The sequence below is a fragment of the Massilia sp. TSP1-1-2 genome (genome assembly GCF_049896185.1).
Taxonomy (GTDB): Bacteria; Pseudomonadota; Gammaproteobacteria; order Burkholderiales; family Burkholderiaceae_D; genus Telluria_A.
The window spans coordinates 210,161-225,955 of record NZ_JAFCTU010000005.1 but is presented as its reverse complement, the minus strand read 5'-3'; the positions used below and the strand labels follow the sequence as shown (position 1 = coordinate 225,955).

8 protein-coding genes and 1 pseudogene are annotated in these 15,795 nt (G+C 64.7%); all 9 read right to left on the bottom strand.

Annotated features, from left to right (window positions below; genetic code table 11):
- Position 1: 1 nt before the first annotated feature.
- The 9 genes and pseudogenes from ACP7BV_RS06665 to ACP7BV_RS06625 all read right to left on the bottom strand — a co-directional run bounded on the left by ACP7BV_RS06665 (position 2) and on the right by ACP7BV_RS06625 (position 15,754).
- Positions 2 to 3,202: pseudogene (locus tag ACP7BV_RS06665) on the bottom strand (efflux RND transporter permease subunit).
- Positions 3,199 to 6,315, bottom strand: coding sequence for an efflux RND transporter permease subunit (locus ACP7BV_RS06660; protein ID WP_426102774.1), 3,117 nt, complete (start codon positions 6,313 to 6,315; stop codon positions 3,199 to 3,201). Before ACP7BV_RS06660 ends, ACP7BV_RS06665 begins: the two are co-directional and overlap by 4 nt.
- Entirely contained in the window at positions 6,312 to 7,817 is a 1,506-nt protein-coding gene (locus ACP7BV_RS06655) for an efflux RND transporter periplasmic adaptor subunit (protein ID WP_426102772.1), read from the bottom strand. The genes ACP7BV_RS06660 and ACP7BV_RS06655 overlap by 4 nt, the downstream gene beginning before the upstream one ends.
- A 252-nt stretch (positions 7,818 to 8,069) precedes the next feature.
- Positions 8,070 to 9,926: a signal peptide peptidase SppA gene (gene sppA / locus ACP7BV_RS06650; protein WP_426102770.1), complete on the bottom strand. Its 1,857-nt coding sequence runs from the start codon at positions 9,924 to 9,926 to the stop codon at positions 8,070 to 8,072.
- Positions 9,927 to 10,082: 156 nt separating this feature from the next.
- Positions 10,083 to 10,547 (bottom strand): metallophosphoesterase family protein, encoded by a 465-nt coding sequence (locus ACP7BV_RS06645; RefSeq protein WP_426102768.1) that lies wholly within the window; start codon positions 10,545 to 10,547, stop codon positions 10,083 to 10,085.
- 4 nt (positions 10,548 to 10,551) lie between these two features.
- Positions 10,552 to 10,977 (bottom strand): hypothetical protein, encoded by a 426-nt coding sequence (locus tag ACP7BV_RS06640; RefSeq protein ID WP_426102766.1) that lies wholly within the window; start codon positions 10,975 to 10,977, stop codon positions 10,552 to 10,554.
- Between the two features lie 413 nt (positions 10,978 to 11,390).
- The gene (locus tag ACP7BV_RS06635) at positions 11,391 to 12,959 is read right to left on the bottom strand and encodes an NYN domain-containing protein (protein ID WP_426102764.1); all 1,569 of its coding nucleotides are present in this window, start codon (positions 12,957 to 12,959) and stop codon (positions 11,391 to 11,393) included.
- A 382-nt stretch (positions 12,960 to 13,341) separates the two neighbouring features.
- Positions 13,342 to 15,321 (bottom strand): alpha/beta hydrolase domain-containing protein, encoded by a 1,980-nt coding sequence (locus ACP7BV_RS06630; RefSeq protein ID WP_426102762.1) that lies wholly within the window; start codon positions 15,319 to 15,321, stop codon positions 13,342 to 13,344.
- Positions 15,322 to 15,331: 10 nt separating this feature from the next.
- Positions 15,332 to 15,754: a DUF1810 domain-containing protein gene (locus ACP7BV_RS06625; RefSeq protein WP_426102760.1), complete on the bottom strand. Its 423-nt coding sequence runs from the start codon at positions 15,752 to 15,754 to the stop codon at positions 15,332 to 15,334.
- Between the last annotated feature and the right edge of the window lie 41 nt (positions 15,755 to 15,795).

The following is a 15,795-nucleotide window of genomic DNA, read 5'->3' as shown; positions in this document are numbered from 1 at the left end:
CTCATGGTTGGTTAGTTGATGGCACGTGGTCGGCATGGTGGCCGAACTCACGCTCGGCCGGGCTGCGGCGGCGCAGCTTGTCCATCACGATGTAGACGACCGGCGTGGTCAGGAGCGTGAGCAGCTGGCTGGCCAGGAGGCCCCCGATGATGGCCACGCCAAGTGGGCGGCGCAATTCAGAGCCTTCGCCAAAGCCGATCGCCAGCGGCAAGGCGCCGAGCGCAGCGGCCAGCGTGGTCATCAAGATCGGCCGAAAGCGCAGCAGGCACGCTTCGCGCACCGCCTCGTGCGGGCTCACACCACGCGTGCGCTCCGCTTCCAGCGCAAAGTCGATGATCAAGATGGCGTTTTTCTTGACGATGCCGATCAACAGGAACACGCCAATGAGCGCGATGATCGAAAAATCCATCTTGAACAGCAGCAGCGCCAGCACCGCGCCCACCCCGGCCGAAGGCAAGGTGGACAGCACCGTGATCGGATGCACCAGGCTTTCGTACAGGATGCCCAGCACAATGTAGATGACGACGATGGCCGCCAAAATCAGCAGCGGCTGCTCCTTGTTCGATTCTTCTGCCGCGCGGGCCGTGCCTTCAAAGCTGCCACGCACATTGTTGGGCATGGCGATGTCGGCCTCGGCCTGCTTGACGGCGGCCTTGGCGTCGGCCAGATTGGCACCTTCGCCCAGGTTGAACGAGACGGTCGTGGTCAGCTCGCCATCCTGGTGGTTGATCGAGGTGGGCGTGGCGCTTTCGGCAAAGCTGGCAATGGCCGACAGCGGCACCATCGTGGTCGCTTCGCTGCTCAGCGCCTGGCCGCTGGACGGGTCGCGCGCCGCAGTGGTGTTGGCCGGCGCCCCGGCCACCGACGTGCCGCGCGAAGGCACGTAAATGTCGCTCAGCGCTTGCGGCGTTTGCGCGTAGCGCTTGGCCACGCCCATGATGATGCTGTACTGATTGAGTTCATCATAGATGGTGGCAACCTGGCGCTGGCCAAAGGCGTTGTAGAGCGCATTGTCGACGTCGCGCGGGTTGATGCCCAGCCGCGCCGCGCTCTCCTTGTCGATCTTGACGAACATCTCGACGCCGTTTTCCGCCTGGTCGGTGTCGACGTCGGCCAGCTGGGGCTGGCGCTTCATGGCGTCGGCCAGTTTGCCGGCCCACAGCTTGAGGTCTTCGCGGTTGTCGCTTTTCAGGCTGTACTGGTAGGTCGAGTTGGACTGGCGACTACCCATGCGCAAGTCCTGCACCGGGTTCAGGAACATCGATACGCCCGTCACCTGCGCGAGCTGCGGGCGCAGGCGGGCAATCACGGCCTGGCCGCCAACGTCGCGCTGCGACACCGGTTTCAGGTTGATGAACATGAAACCGCCGCCGGCCCGTCCCCCGCCGGTAAAGCCAACCACCGTTTCCACGGCTGGATCGGCGCGGATGATGTCGACCAGCTGCTTGAGCTTTTCCTGCATCGCCTGGAATGAAATGCTCTGGTCGGCGCGCAGGCCGCCGTTGATCTGGCCCGTATCTTGCTTTGGAAAAAATCCTTTTGGCGCTGCCGTGAACAGGTAGACATTCAAGCCGATGACGAACAGGAAAATGAGCATGACCAGCGCCTTGCTGTCCAATGCCCAATCGAGCGAGTGTTCATACATCTTGTGAATTTTGTCAAAACCGCGTTCGGCCCAGCGCGCCAGGCGCCCGTCCTTGCGTTCAACGCCGCCGGGTTTCAGCAGCCAGGCTCACATCATCGGCGTGGTGGTAAGTGAAATCACCAGCGATATCAAGACCGCGGCCGACAGCGTGACGGCAAACTCGCGGAACAGCCGGCCCACCTGACCGCCCATGAACAGCAAGGGGATGAATACGGCCACCAGCGACAGGCTGATCGAGAGCACCGTAAAGCCAACCTCGCGCGCGCCCAGCAAAGCGGCTTGCATGCGGTCCATGCCCTGCTCGATGTGGCGGGCGGTGTTTTCGAGCACCACGATGGCATCATCGACCACAAACCCGGTGGCGACCGTGAGCGCCATCAGGGAGAGGTTATTCAAACTGAACCCCAGCATGTACATCACGCCAAAGGTGCCCAGCAGCGACACCACGGTGGCCACGGCCGGGATGATGGTCGCGCGCACGCTGCGCAGGAACATGCTCACCACCAGCACCACCAGCAGGATCGAGATGATCAAGGTGATTTCAATCTCTTGCAGCGAGGAGCGGATCGAATTGGTGCTGTCGGATGCCACCTGCAGCTTGATATCCTTGGGCAGCTGGGCCTGCAGCGTCGGAATGAGCGCGCGCACGCCGTCCACCGTTTCAATCACGTTGGCACCCGGCTGGCGCGTGATCAGCACCACCACCGCCGGCGCGCCATTGAACAGGCCCAGGGTATTGATGTTCTCGACGCCGTCGATCACTTCGGCCACGTCGTCCAGTCGCACGGCGGCCCCATTGCGCCAGGCGACAACCAGGCTGCGGTAGTCGGCCGCGCTGCGCCCTCCGCTGGCGGTGCTGGCCTGCGAGTAGATCTGCAGGCGCATGCCATTGCCTTCGATCGCCCCTTTCGGACGGTTGGCGTTGGTCGACTGGATCGCGGCGCGCACGTCCTCGGTCGAGACGCCGTAGCGGTTCAGCGCATACGGCAGCAGTTCGACGCGCACCGCCGGCAGCGAGCCGCCGCCAATTTCCACGTCGCCCACGCCCTTGACCTGTGCCAGCTTCTGCTGCACCAGGTTGGAGACCGATTCGTAGATCTGGCCAGGCGACTTGCTCTTGGAGGTCAGCGCCAGGATGATGACCGGCGCGTCCGACGGGTTGACCTTGCGGTAGGTCGGGTTGCTGCGCAGCGTGGCCGGCAGGTCGGCGCGCGCGGCGCTGATGGCCGCCTGTACTTCGCGCGCGGCCGAGTCGATCTTGCGGTTCAGGTCAAACTGCAGGCTGACGCGGGTCGAACCGTTGCCGCTGTTGGACGTCATTTCGTTCACGCCCGAGATGACGCCAAGACGCCGCTCGAGCGGCGTGGCCACGCTGGTCGCCATGGTGTCCGGGCTGGCGCCGGGCAGCGAGGCGCTTACGGTAATGGTCGGAAAATCCACCTGCGGCAGCGGCGAGACGGGCAGCACAAAGAACGCGCCGATGCCGGCCAGCGCAATGCCCAGCGTCAGAAGTACCGTGGCGATGGGGCGCCGGACGAATGGCTCGGACAGGTTCACTTTGCCGCCCCGGATGGCGTGGCTTGGACCGGATTTACCTGCGCCCGATTGCGGTCCCAGCGCCGCGCCAGGCGGTCAAAGCCGAGGTAGATGACCGGCGTCGTAAACAAGGTCAACAGCTGGCTGACAATCAGGCCGCCGAAAATCGCCAGGCCCAGGGGACGGCGCAGCTCGGCGCCCTCGCCCCAGCCGAGCATCAGCGGCACGGCAGCGAACAGCGCGGCCAGCGTCGTCATCAGGATCGGCCGAAAGCGTAGCAGCGCGGCCTGCTGGATAGCTTCGCGCGCGCCCATGCCCTGTTCGCGTTCAGCCTCGATGGCAAAGTCGATCATCATGATGGCGTTCTTTTTTACGATGCCGATTAACAGGATGATGCCGATGATGCCGATCACGCCCAAGTCCTGGCCGCTGATCATCAAGGCCAGCAAGGCGCCCACGCCGGCCGAAGGCAGCGTCGACAAAATCGTCAGCGGGTGGATATAGCTTTCGTACAGCACGCCCAGCACAATGTACACGCACACCACCGCCGCCAGAATCAGCCACAGCTGGTTCGACAGCGAATTTTGGTACGCACCGGCCGCGCCCAAAAAGCTGAGCGTGACCGAGGCCGGTAGCCCGATCTGCTTGGCCGCAGCGCTGATCGCCTCGACCGACTGGCCCAGCGACACGCCGGGTGCGGTGTCAAAGCCGATGGTGGTGGCCGGGTATTGCGCCACGTGGGTGATCTGGAGCGGCGCATTTTGCTCGGTGACGGTGGCCACGGCGGCCAGCGGCGTGGTGTTGCCCGAGCCTGTTTTCAGCGGCAGCTGGCCGAGCGTGGCGATCGACATGTTGGCGTCGCGCTGCGCCTCGAGGATCACGCGATACTGGTTGGTTTCGGTGAAAATCGTCGAGACAATGCGCTGGCCGTAGGCGCTGTACAGCGCGTCGTCAATCGACGCTGCCGTGATCGACATGCGCGAGGCCGTATCGCGGTCGATGCTGACAAACGCCGCGGCGCCCGTCGCGCCGGCGTCGGTGACGACATTGCGCAGCTGTTTTTCATCCTGCAGCCGCTTGACCAGTTTGCTCGCCCATTCGGTGACGGTGGCGTTGTCGGCCCCTTCGATCGATGCGCGGTATTGGGTGGGGCCGGTTTCGGCATCGATGGTCAAGTCCTGCGTCGGCTGCACATAGAGCGTCACGCCCGCCACCTGCGCGGCGCGGCGGCGCAGTCGCTCCATGATGGCCGCCTGGTCGCTCGTGCGGTCGTGCTTGAGATTGATCAGCATGCGTCCGGTGTGCAGCATCATGTTGTTGGCCGCGTCAACGCCGACGTTGGAGCTGAGCGACTCGACATCCGGATCGGCCAGGATTTCCCTGGCCGTCGCCTGCTGCAGCTCTGCCATGCGGTCATACGAGATCGCCTGGCGCATTTCAACGCGCGCCTGCAACTGGCCGGTGTCCTGGGTCGGGAACAAGCCCTTGGGTATCAAGATGTAGAGCAGCACGGTGAGCAGTAGCGTTGCCAGCGCCACGATCAGCGTCAGGCCCTGGCGCGCCAGCACCCAGTTCAAGGCATGGTCGTAGCGCACGATCACGCGGTCGAAAAAAGCCTGGGTCTTGAGCGCGAAGCGGCCCGGCTTTTCATCTGCGCTTGCCCGCAGCCAGCGCGCCGACATCATCGGCACCAGCGTGAGCGAGACCACGGCCGAGATCAGAATCGTGATCGCCAGCGTGATGGCAAACTCGCGAAACAGGCGCCCCACCACGTCACCCATGAACAGCAGCGGAATGAGCACAGCGATCAGCGACACCGTCAGCGAAATGATGGTAAAACCGATCTGCTGCGCGCCCTTGATGGCCGCAGCCATCGGCGTTTCGCCTTTTTCGATGTAGCGCGCGATGTTCTCGATCATGACGATGGCGTCGTCGACGACAAAGCCGGTGGCAATCGTCAGCGCCATCAGCGACAGGTTGTTCAGGCTGTAGCCGAGCATGTACATGGCGCCGCAGGTGCCGATCAGGGAAATGGGCACGGCCAGGCTGGCGATCACGGTGGCGCGCACGCTGTGGAGGAAGGCAAAAATCACCAGCACCACCAGCAGCACGGCCAGCAGCAACTCCAGTTCCACGTGTTCGACCGAGGCGCGAATGCCGGTGGTGCGGTCCGACAGCACGTCGAGCCGGACCGCCGCCGGCAGGCTGGCCGACAGCTCGGGCAGGCGCTTTTTGATGGCGTCGACGGTGGCGATGACGTTGGCGCCGGGCTGGCGCTGCACATTCAGGATGATGGCCGGCTTCAGGTTTGCCCAGGCGCCGAGCTTGACGTTTTCGGCGCTGTCGACCACCTTGGCCACGTCTTTCAGGCGCACCGGCGCGCCGTTCTTGTAGGAGACGATCAGGTTTTCATAGTCGGGCACGGTCAGCAACTGGTCGTTGGCGTTGATCGCGTAGGAGCGCGTGGGGCCGTCGAAATTACCCTTGGCGCTGTTGGCGTTGGCGCCGGATATGGCGCTGCGCAGCGTGTCCAGGCCGAGGCCGTAGGACGCCAAGGCGCCGGTATCGGCCTGGATGCGCACCGCCGGCCGCTGACCGCCGCTGAGCGTCACCAGGCCGACGCCCGAGACCTGGCTGATTTTCAGCGCCAGGCGTGTATTGACGAGGTTTTGCACTTCGGTCAACGGCAGCGTGTCCGACGTAATAGCCAGCGTGAGCACTGGCGCGTCGGCCGGGTTGACCTTGGCGTAGACCGGCGGCGCCGGCAGGTCGGCCGGCAGCAGCGAGCCGCCCGCGTTGATCGCGGCCTGCACTTCCTGTTCGGCGACGTCGAGCGTTTCTCCAAGCCCGAACTGCAGCGTCACGACCGACACGCCCGAGGCGCTGTTTGAACTCATGCGCTGCAAGCCCGCCATCTGGCCGAAGCGCCGTTCGAGCGGCGCGGTGACGGTGCGCGCCATCACTTCGGGGCTGGCGCCGGGATACAGCGTTTGCACCTGGATGGTCGGGAAATCCACCTGCGGCAGCGCCGACAGCGGCAGGAACTTGAAGCCCACCAGCCCGGCCAGCACGATGGCCAGCATCAGCAGCGATGTCGCTACCGGGCGTTGGATGAACGGGGAGGACGGATTCATTGCGCCTCCGCGCCTTCACGCTGGCGCCGCGGGCGCTCGCCTGTGGGCGCGGTTTCGCCCGTGCGCGGCGGACGCTCGCCGGTGGCGCCGTCACGCGCACGGCGGCCCTCGCCGGCTGCTGGTGCGGCTGCCGGTGCGGCGGTTGGCACGGCGCTTGGTACGGTAGCCGGTGCAGGTGCCGCTGCCGCAGTCTCGGCAGGAGCCGCGCCTTCAGGCCGCTGGCGGCGGCCCGCGCCACCGCGTTCGCCACGTTTACCGCCGGCACCGGCTGCCTGCGGCTTGTCACCCGGCAGCGTCACCTTGGCGCCATCCTTGAGGCGGTCGGCCCCTTCGGAAATCACCTGCTCGCCGGCTGACAAGCCGGTCTTGATTTCGACCTTGTCGACGGTGGCCTGGCCGCGCGTGACGGGCCGCACGGCCACCGTGCGTTCTGCGGCGTTGAGCACATACACAAAGTCGCCCGTGCTGCTGTTGCGCAGCGCCGTTACCGGCACCATGACGGCGCCCTTGATGGTGCGCAGTTCCAGGCGCAGGTTGACGAACTGGCTCGGGAACAGCGATTGGTCGGCATTGGCAAAGCGCGCCTTGGCGCGCACGGTCCCGGTTTGCACATCGACCTGGTTGTCGAGGGCGGCGAACTTGCCCGTTGCAAGCGGCACCGTGCGGGTGCGGTCAAAAGCGGTCGCCGGCAAAGGGCTGTCGGCGCGCACGCTGGCCTGCAGGTCGGGCACGCGGTCTTGCGGCACGGCAAATTCAACGTCGATCGGCGAGAGCTGGGTTATGACGGCGATGCCGGCCGCGTCGCCGCTGCCGACCAGGTTGCCCATGTCGATCACGCGCAAGCCCACGCGGCCACTGATCGGCGCCTTCACTTGGGTATAGCTCAGGTTCAGCTTGGCGATGCCCTCGGCGGCGCGGTCGGTCATGGAGGTGCCTTCGAGCTGCTTGACGAGGGCAGCCTGGGTGTCGACCTCCTGGCGCGCGATGGAGTCTTGCGCCAGCAGCGTGCGAAAGCGTTCGAGCGTGACGCGCGCGCTGGCCAATTGGGCCTCGTTGCGCTGGCGCGTCCCGGAAGCTTGCAGCAGCGCCATCTCGAACGAGCGCGGGTCGATGGTGGCGAGCACCTGGCCGGACTTGACCAGTTGCCCTTCGCTGAAGTTGATTTTCTGGAGGATGCCGGACACCTGCGGGCGCACCGTGGCCGTGGCCGCTGCGGTAACGGTGCCCAGCGCGTCGACGCTGACGGGAATGTCGGCCAGTTCGGCAGTGGCCACGCCGACGGTGGTGGCCAGCCCTCCACGCCCGCCTCGTCCGCCGCCGCCGCCGCCGCCACCGGCGACCCCGCGCGCACCGGCTGCGCCCTGCGCCGCGCCGCCCTCAGGCGCTTGGTGCGTCAAGTACCACGCCAGCCCACCCAGAGCGGCCATTGCCAGCACGGCGATAACGGTGCCAATGAGCTTGGCGCGCCGGGTACGCGCAGGTTTTGTCGTGAGGGCATCCATGTGTTTCCTTGTCTTGATAGCAACGATTGTTGTAAAGACTGTAGCATGTGGAGCGGTAAAAATATGTTTCGGACCGTACATTAAAGTTGGAACTTTTAAGCAAGCAGCCTTGTCGGGCTTGGCTGGTCAAGGCGCTGTCATAGTGCAACGCAATAAAAAACGGGCGCATGATCATCATGCGCCCGTCAAAATGGCCGTCTATTCAGCTACATAGCGTTACAAACTCGCTACAAAACTCCCGTTATGGTCGCCTTATGGCAGGGTGCACATGCAGTGGGTGATTGTCTGGAACGGGTTATGGCTGCCGCTCATGTCGGTCAGCCACGCCATGTCCTTGCCCACTTGCGCAACCGAACTTTGCGGCAAGCCGGCCGGCAGCAAGCCCAGTTTCACCTGGACCGTGAAGGCAGTTGACGCGCTGGCGCCGAACATTTCTAGGAAATGCTCGAAGGCCGAACCATCGCGCTCGATGTAAGCAACCCGAAAGCCAGGCGCCAGCTTGGCCAGCTTGGCGGCCGACTTGAGCGCGTCGCCGTAGCTGCCGATGGTGTCGACCAGGCCACGTTCCTGCGCCTGCAGGCCGGTCCATACCCGGCCCTGGCCCACTTCATTGATCTTGGCCGGCGTGGTCTTGCGTGCCACTGCCGCCTTGGTGGTGAAGTCCGTATAAATACGTTCCACATTGCTTTGCAACAGCTGGGCCACGCGCGGGTCGAGCGGGCGCAGGGGGTTGTAGGCATCCGCCAGCCAGGTCGTGGTGTGGCCCGCCGTGTGCACGCCCAGCTTGTCGGCCACCTTGTCGGCGGTCGGAATCAGCGCAAACACGCCGATCGAACCGGTGATGGTGGAGCGGTCGGCGATGACTTCATCGGCCGCCATCGCGATCCAGTAACCGCCGGACGCGGCAACGTTGCCCATCGACACCACGACCGGTTTGCCCGCCGCGCGCGTGAGTTCAAGTTCGCGCCGGATCAGTTCGGAGCCGTACGGGCTGCCGCCGGGCGAATCGACACGTAGGACGATGGCCTTGATGGCGTCGTCTTCGCGCGCCTTGCGGATCATGTTGGCCGTCGACAGGCCGCCGATGGCGCCCGGGCTGGCGGTGCCGTCGGTGATCTCGCCTTCGGCCACGACCACGCCGACGCCGTCGCCAAACAGCTTGGGCGTCTGGCGCACCAGGTAGTCATGGAAGCTGACCTGGCGGAACGTCTTGTTGTCTTCATCTTTGGCGCCGCGCTTGATCATCATGGCGCGGATTTCGTCGCGCGTTTTCAGGCCGTCGACCAGTTTGTTGGACATGGCCAGCTTGCCGATATCGCCTTTCGCCTCTTCAAGCAGCTTGGGCAGATTGTCGATCAGCGTCATGACTGTGCCGGCGGGCAGCTTGCGGTTCTTTTCAATGTCGGCGGTGTAACCTGCCCACAGCGCGTCGTACAGGTAGGCTTCAGCCTCGGCTGCGGCGGGCGACGGGCCGTTGCCGATGAACGGCTCGGCGGCGCTCTTGTAGGTGCCCACTTTGAGCAGGTTGACCGTCACGCCCAGTTTGTCGAGCGCATCGCGATAGTAATTGCGGTGGCCGCCGAAACCGCGAATGAGCAAGGTGCCCATCGGGTGCATGTAGACCTCGCTGGCGTGCGAAGCGAGCAGGTAGCGCTTCTGGTCATAGCTGCCGCCCCAGGCGATGACGGGCTTGCCGGCCGCGCGCACCCGGTCGAGCGCGGAGCCGACTTCGTGCAGCGTGGCCAGGCCGGCACCGTTAAGGTCGTCAAGCATGAGGACGACGCTGCCGATGTTTTTGTCCTTGGCGGCTGCATCGAGCACGGTGAGCACGTCGCGCAACTGCACCGAGCGCTCCTGTTCGCCGCTGATATTGGACACCAGCGCATCGCGCACGGTTCCGCTGTGCTGCTCGACCAGGTCGCCCTTGAGTTCCAGGACAAGCGACGTCTTGGCGGTGATCGGCTTGGCGCCGCCGCTGAACATGGCCGCGACGATGATAATCAGGATCAGCAGGAACAGCAGATTCAGGACAGCGCGGCGCGTGGCGTCGAGCGTTCTCCACACCGCGCCGAAGCCGCGGCGCAAGGGGGAAATGGGTTTGGATGACATTAAAGCTCCGGCAGGTAAAAGTTATGGTTATGGTGGGAAAAACGCGTACTGTAAGCGAAAGCGAGGTGATTATGGTCTAAATGATCATTGTATGGGGTGCGACGCGACGAGCAAGGGTTATATGCCGCTGAAACGCATCAATTCAAGAACGAACGCCTAAGCCAGGTTCAATTCGACGATGCGCGCGTGCATGGTGCCGTCGTTGACGTCGATGAGGGCCACCGAAACGGGCAGCTTGAAGCGGCGCGGCCCTGCGCTGCCGGGATTGAGGTAGAGCACCGGGCCGCGCTGCTGGGCCAGCGGGCGGTGCGAGTGGCCGTAAATGACGACTTGCACCCCTTCGCGCACGGGATCGATGTCGAGGGTGGCGATGTCGTGTACCGCGTAAAGCAACACCGATCCGACCTGCAGGCGCGCGCTGGCAGGCACGGCGCGCGCCCACGCCCCCGTGTCGTTGTTGCCGCGCACCACCGTCAGCGGCGCGATGGCGGCCAGCTCGGCCAGGATAGCGGCGTTGCCGATGTCGCCGCCGTGGACGATGTAGTCGCTCCCGGCGAGCGCCGCCATTGCTTCGGGCCGCAGCAGGCCGTGGGTGTCGGAGATGACGCCGATGCGGACCATGCGATCAGGTCTCCTGGCCCTGCATGCGGCGAAACGGCCCGATGCAAGCCTCAAGCGACTCGGACGCGCACATCAGGAACAGCGCGCCGGACGGATGAAAGTGAACGAAATGGGTCGCCTTGGCGCCTGCCTTGGTGATCTGGCCGACGCAATCTTTTTTGCCGTTGTCCTTGACCAGGCGGTCTTCGAGCTTGTAGAAGCCCTTGGCGCTGGGCTGGGGCAGGATGTTAAATTCGCTCTGGGCGATTTCTTCGGCGCTGGTGACGAGCGTAGTGCCGTCGCCGCGGAAGCGATAGACTTCGGAGCAGCTGCCGTCAGGGAGCGTGAGTTTCCAGATGCCGAGAATGGGATGGTCGGCCGCAGGCGGCGCCGCGATGGCGGGCTGAGCGAGAATGACCAGGGAAAGCATGACTCCAATGAGCGAACGCATGGCGGACTCCTTGATGCCTGATGGGTGTGCAGGTTAGACAGGGATGCTGCTTGTCAGTTTGCCCGTTTTTTGGAGATTGTGCATGGCGCAAGTGCGGATGGCAACAAGCGAAGTGCACGCATACGAGCACGTCAGTCCAGGTCTTTCGCGCTAAGGAGCGCAGCAGAGTCACGTCGTCCTCGCGCACGCGGCTGTCGCAAATGGGGCTGCAGCGCCGCAAAGTTACATCGTCCTCGCGCACGCGGGGACCCATGGAACGGTTCAACTGAGCAACTGTTCTATGGGTCCCCGCGTACGCGAGGACGATGTGGTGGTGCTCATAGCGCCACTTACCCCGCAAGAGTGGTGCACACAGCACCATTTACTTCGCAAGTGTGACGCTCACACCACCAATCGCCTCACAAGCGGAAAGCTTACTCCGCTTCCGCCTTCGGCTTGGCCGGCTTGCGCGGACGCGCCGCCGGCTTGCGGGCAGCCTTCTTCGGGGCCTCGGCTTCGACAGCAGCCTCGGCCGCCTCAGGCGCGTCTTCCACCCGCGCCTCGGCCACCGGCTCTTCGGCCACCGGCTCTTCCGCCATCAGCGCAGCGTCAACCTTGCTCACTGCACTCTTGCGCGCACCACGCGTGCTGCGGCGCTTTTCCTGCACGGGCTCTGGCACCAGCTCCGGGGCTGGCTCCGGCGCCACCTGAATTACTTCAGCGACGCTCTCGTGCTCGTCCTCATCGTCGCCTTGCGCCAAATGCATCTGGCGTTCCAGCTCGGCCTGATTAGGCACCGGCTCGTAGACATCGGCCCCCTTGCGACCATTGCGCCCGCCCCGGCCCGCACCACGGCGCGCGTCGCCCTTGCCCTGCGGCTTGGGCATCGGCGGCTGCAATTCGATCGGGTCGATCGCTTCGCTGTCCTGCGCCGGCGGCGCCTGGTCGTTGACCACTGCCTCGCTGCGGTAACCACGCCCACCACGGCGGCGCGCATCGGATTGGGGCGCCTGTTGCTGGCGCTCGCGCGGCGCTCTTGGCTCCCGCGGCGCGCGCCCTTCGCGCGGTGGGCGCGCTTCGCGTGGCTCCTGCACCTCGACCAGCGCGCTGTCCTGCTCGCCCGCCTGCTCCGTCGCCGGCTCGCCGGCGGCCGCGTTCAGGGCCGGCGGATTGCTGCTGCGGTACACATAGGCGCCCGATTTCTCGTCACGGCCAAATTCAAGCATGCCGCGGTTCTGCGCTTCTTCGAGCAGGTTGCCGAAGGTGCGAAAGCCGTAGTAAGTCTCATTGAAATCGGGACGGCGGCGCTTCAAGGTATCCTTGAGCAGCGAGGCCCAGATCTTGCCGCTGTCGCCGCGTTCGGATACCAGCGCGTCGAACATCTCGACCACCAGCTCGATCGCCTTGGCCTTGCGCTCTTCCAGTTCTTCCTTGCGGCGGATGGCTTCGTCGGACGTGCCGGCAACAGCGGGACGGCGCGTTTCAGGCTTCTTGCGCTCGTCGCGCTTGGCGGCGGCGCGTTTCACTTCGCGTACCAGGTCGTCGTAGAAAATGAATTCGTCGCAGTTGGCCACCAGCAGATCCGAGGTCGACTGCTTGACGCCCACGCCGATCACCTGCTTGGCGTTCTCGCGCAGCTTGGACACCAGGGGCGAAAAGTCGGAGTCGCCACTGATGATAACGAAGGTGTTGACGTGCGATTTTGTGTAGCAAAGGTCGAGCGCATCGACCACCAGGCGGATGTCGGCCGAGTTCTTGCCCGACTGGCGCACATGGGGAATCTCGATCAGCTCGAAGTTCGCTTCGTGCATGGTGGCCTTGAAGCCCTTGTAGCGCTCCCAATCGCAATACGCCTTCTTGACCACGATGCTGCCCTTGAGCAGGAGACGTTCGAGTACCGGCTTGATGTCGAATTTTTCGTAGTTCGCGTCGCGCACGCCGAGCGCGACGTTCTCGAAGTCGCAAAAGACGGCCATGCTGATGTTGTCGTTCGATGATGCCATATTGTGTGTTCTCTGATGATGGTTGGTCTGACTAAGGACAGATTATACGCAACAACCAAAAAAGGGCGGTTTGGGCTTGACCTGGCGCCTGCCACATGTCATTGGGCGATCCTTGCCAATCACTGCTTCGGGAGAAGAAACGATACTGATCGCGTCCCTACCGCCGTTTTCCCTCGCCTTTGCCCAGCGTGCGCCGGTTTTGCCATCAGCTACACATACCACATCGTCCTCGCGATCGCGGGGACCCAAAGAACGGTGGATCTGAGCAACTGCTCCATGGGTCCCCGCGTTCGCGAGGACGATGTTGTTTTAGTTTTTCGATTGCCGAACTTCGCGATTTCTGGGTCAGTCACCGCTTGTAAAAATGGATGACGACTGCCGCCTATGGCGCCACGCGGGTGTCCCCCTTGGCGCGCTCGATGTAGCGCTCGACATCTTCCTGCAGCAACAGTCCTTGGTCGCGCAGCTCGCGCGCGGCCAGCGCCACCGCCTTGGCGTATGCAATCCGGCTGGCGTATCGCTGGGCGATGGCGCGGCGCGAATCGCCGACGCGCGCGCTCGCCGGGAAAGGCAGGTGCATGCCGTTCAAGCCGCACAGCTGCCCTTCGGCGTAGCCCCTGCGGCGCAGGTTCCAGCCAGTGTAGGTCGCCAGCGGCACGGCCACGTCGGGCAGGCGGATGCCGGCGATGTCGTTGCCGTCCACATCGACCATCGGCACCTGCACGTTGTAGCGCAGGCCCGGCTGCGCGCGCGCCGACTCGCCGCTGTAATCGACTACTATCAACTCATTAAGCGCGGCTGGAAAATCCACTCCGGCCAGGTCGGGAAAGCCGACAGCCTCGCGCGTAGGCTGGGTCAGCATGCTGTCGGCATGGCGCGGGTAGCGGCTGGCAGGCGGCTCCTTGCCACTGCGCGCCCAGTCGACCAGCCGGTCGAGCAGCACGCGCACCGCCGGCCCCTGGCGCGCCGGATTGCTCGGGTATTTGCATACGACAGTAAATGGCCGGTCGGCGGCCATGTGCTGGGTGGACGACATCAGGTACGCGCGCACGTCATTTGGCAATGCGATGTCCTTGCCGGCGCCGTTGTCCACCACCAGCGACGCGCGGCCCTGCCAGAATTCGACGCTGCTGTCGACATGCATCAGCTTAGGACAGGTGGCCGTGGCCTGGCAGCGCGCAAAGATGCCGTCGGTCCTGCCGCTGACCGGGTCGGTGGTGACCGCGTAGCTGAAGGGGAACTGGTCGCCATAAGTGACGTGATCCAGATGCTGGGTCGAGTAGCGGCCCGGTTGGCCAAAGCGCACGTTCACAAAACTTTTGCGGCTTCCGGCGATCAGCGGCATGGCGCCGTCGAAGACTTTGCCACCGGCCGGATCCTGGTTGAAGCCCTGCCAGATCAGGTCGCGCAGCACCCGCCCGGACTGCGATACGCCAACCGCGATGGCCACGTTGGGCCGGATGTCGGACAGCGGATTGGCCTGCCCTGCCCCGTCAGGCGCGCCCGACTTGAGAAAGCTGGTCACGTCGCGCACGGCCGCCATGCCAAGGCCCATCAGACGGGGGTTGCTGGCCTGGTAGTCAAAGCGGTAGATGGCGCCGGCATCAACTCCGCCGGGCCGGGCGATCGTGACGGCCGACGCGCCCTCGAAGCGCCACGCGCTGCGCGCCACGAGCACCGGAGCCGCCGTGGCGTAGGCGCGCACCGTGAGCGCAGCTTGCGACTGGTCGAGCGAGGCGGCGGGATAGGCAAGCGCTATCGTTCCCGTGGTCTCGCCATTGTCGAACACGGCCTCGGCGAAGCTTGGCCCTGTGATCGGCATGCCGGCCCGCGTGGCGAGCGGCAGTTGCATGCCGGCCGCGCTGCCATTGGCGGCCAGCGGGACATCGCCCTGCCAGCCGATCCAGGCCAGCGTGTGCCCGCGCCGCATGGTAAAGCCATTGCCGGCGGTGGCCGGCTTTCCGGCCTCGCTGACGGCGTCGTTGGCCATGACGGGGAACAGATAGCCGCCGCGATTGGGCAGCTCGACCAGCAGTGCGCGCGACGCGTGCACTGCTTCGCGCGGACGCAGGATCACGACATCGGTCTGGTATGAAATCCAGGCGAGCGGCGTGCCGCCCTGGTCAATATCGGCGATGATCCGGTTCAACGGGTGGCGCGGATTGATGCGCATGTGGGCTACCGCAACGATGGTCTCGTATTCGCCGCCGCCTTCGAACGGGGCGCCGGCAAAGGCGGGGGTGCGGCTGACGATGTCAAAGCGGTCGACGACGCTGGCGAGCGTGTCGGACGGGCCGGTGGATGCACAGCCGGCCAGCAATAGCGCGGGAAATAGGCACAGCAGGTGGCGCGTTCGGGTCAATGAAGGCTCCTCAGGAAAGCAGCGCCAGCGTGGCCGCATCGGGCGCGCCGTTGTAGAATTTTTTTAGGCACGTGCGAAACAGCGGCTCGTCCGGCGCCGCCTGGGCGAACAGGGTCAGCGAGGAATGCAGTTTCAACTCGTCCGGATCGCCGAAGATCTGGTGGGCGCTGCGCCCTTCGGTGGCGGCGAGCAAGGCGGCGCATTCGCGCAGCCGCGCGCCAAGCACCGGATGGGCGAGCAAGGCGCGCGCTTCAGCGATCGAGGAAATCGCATAGCGCTGCGCCATCGCGCTGCGGCCAAGGCCGGCAAGCTGCGGGAAAATAAACCACATCCAGTGGGTGCGTTTGTGCGCCGCGCGCAGTTCGGCGACGACGGCGTCGTAGACCGGCGCCTGCGCCTCGGTGAAACGGGCAAGATCAAATGGTTCTTCCATGCTTTTCTCCTTGGGCACGATTATGCACTGGCGTGACGGTT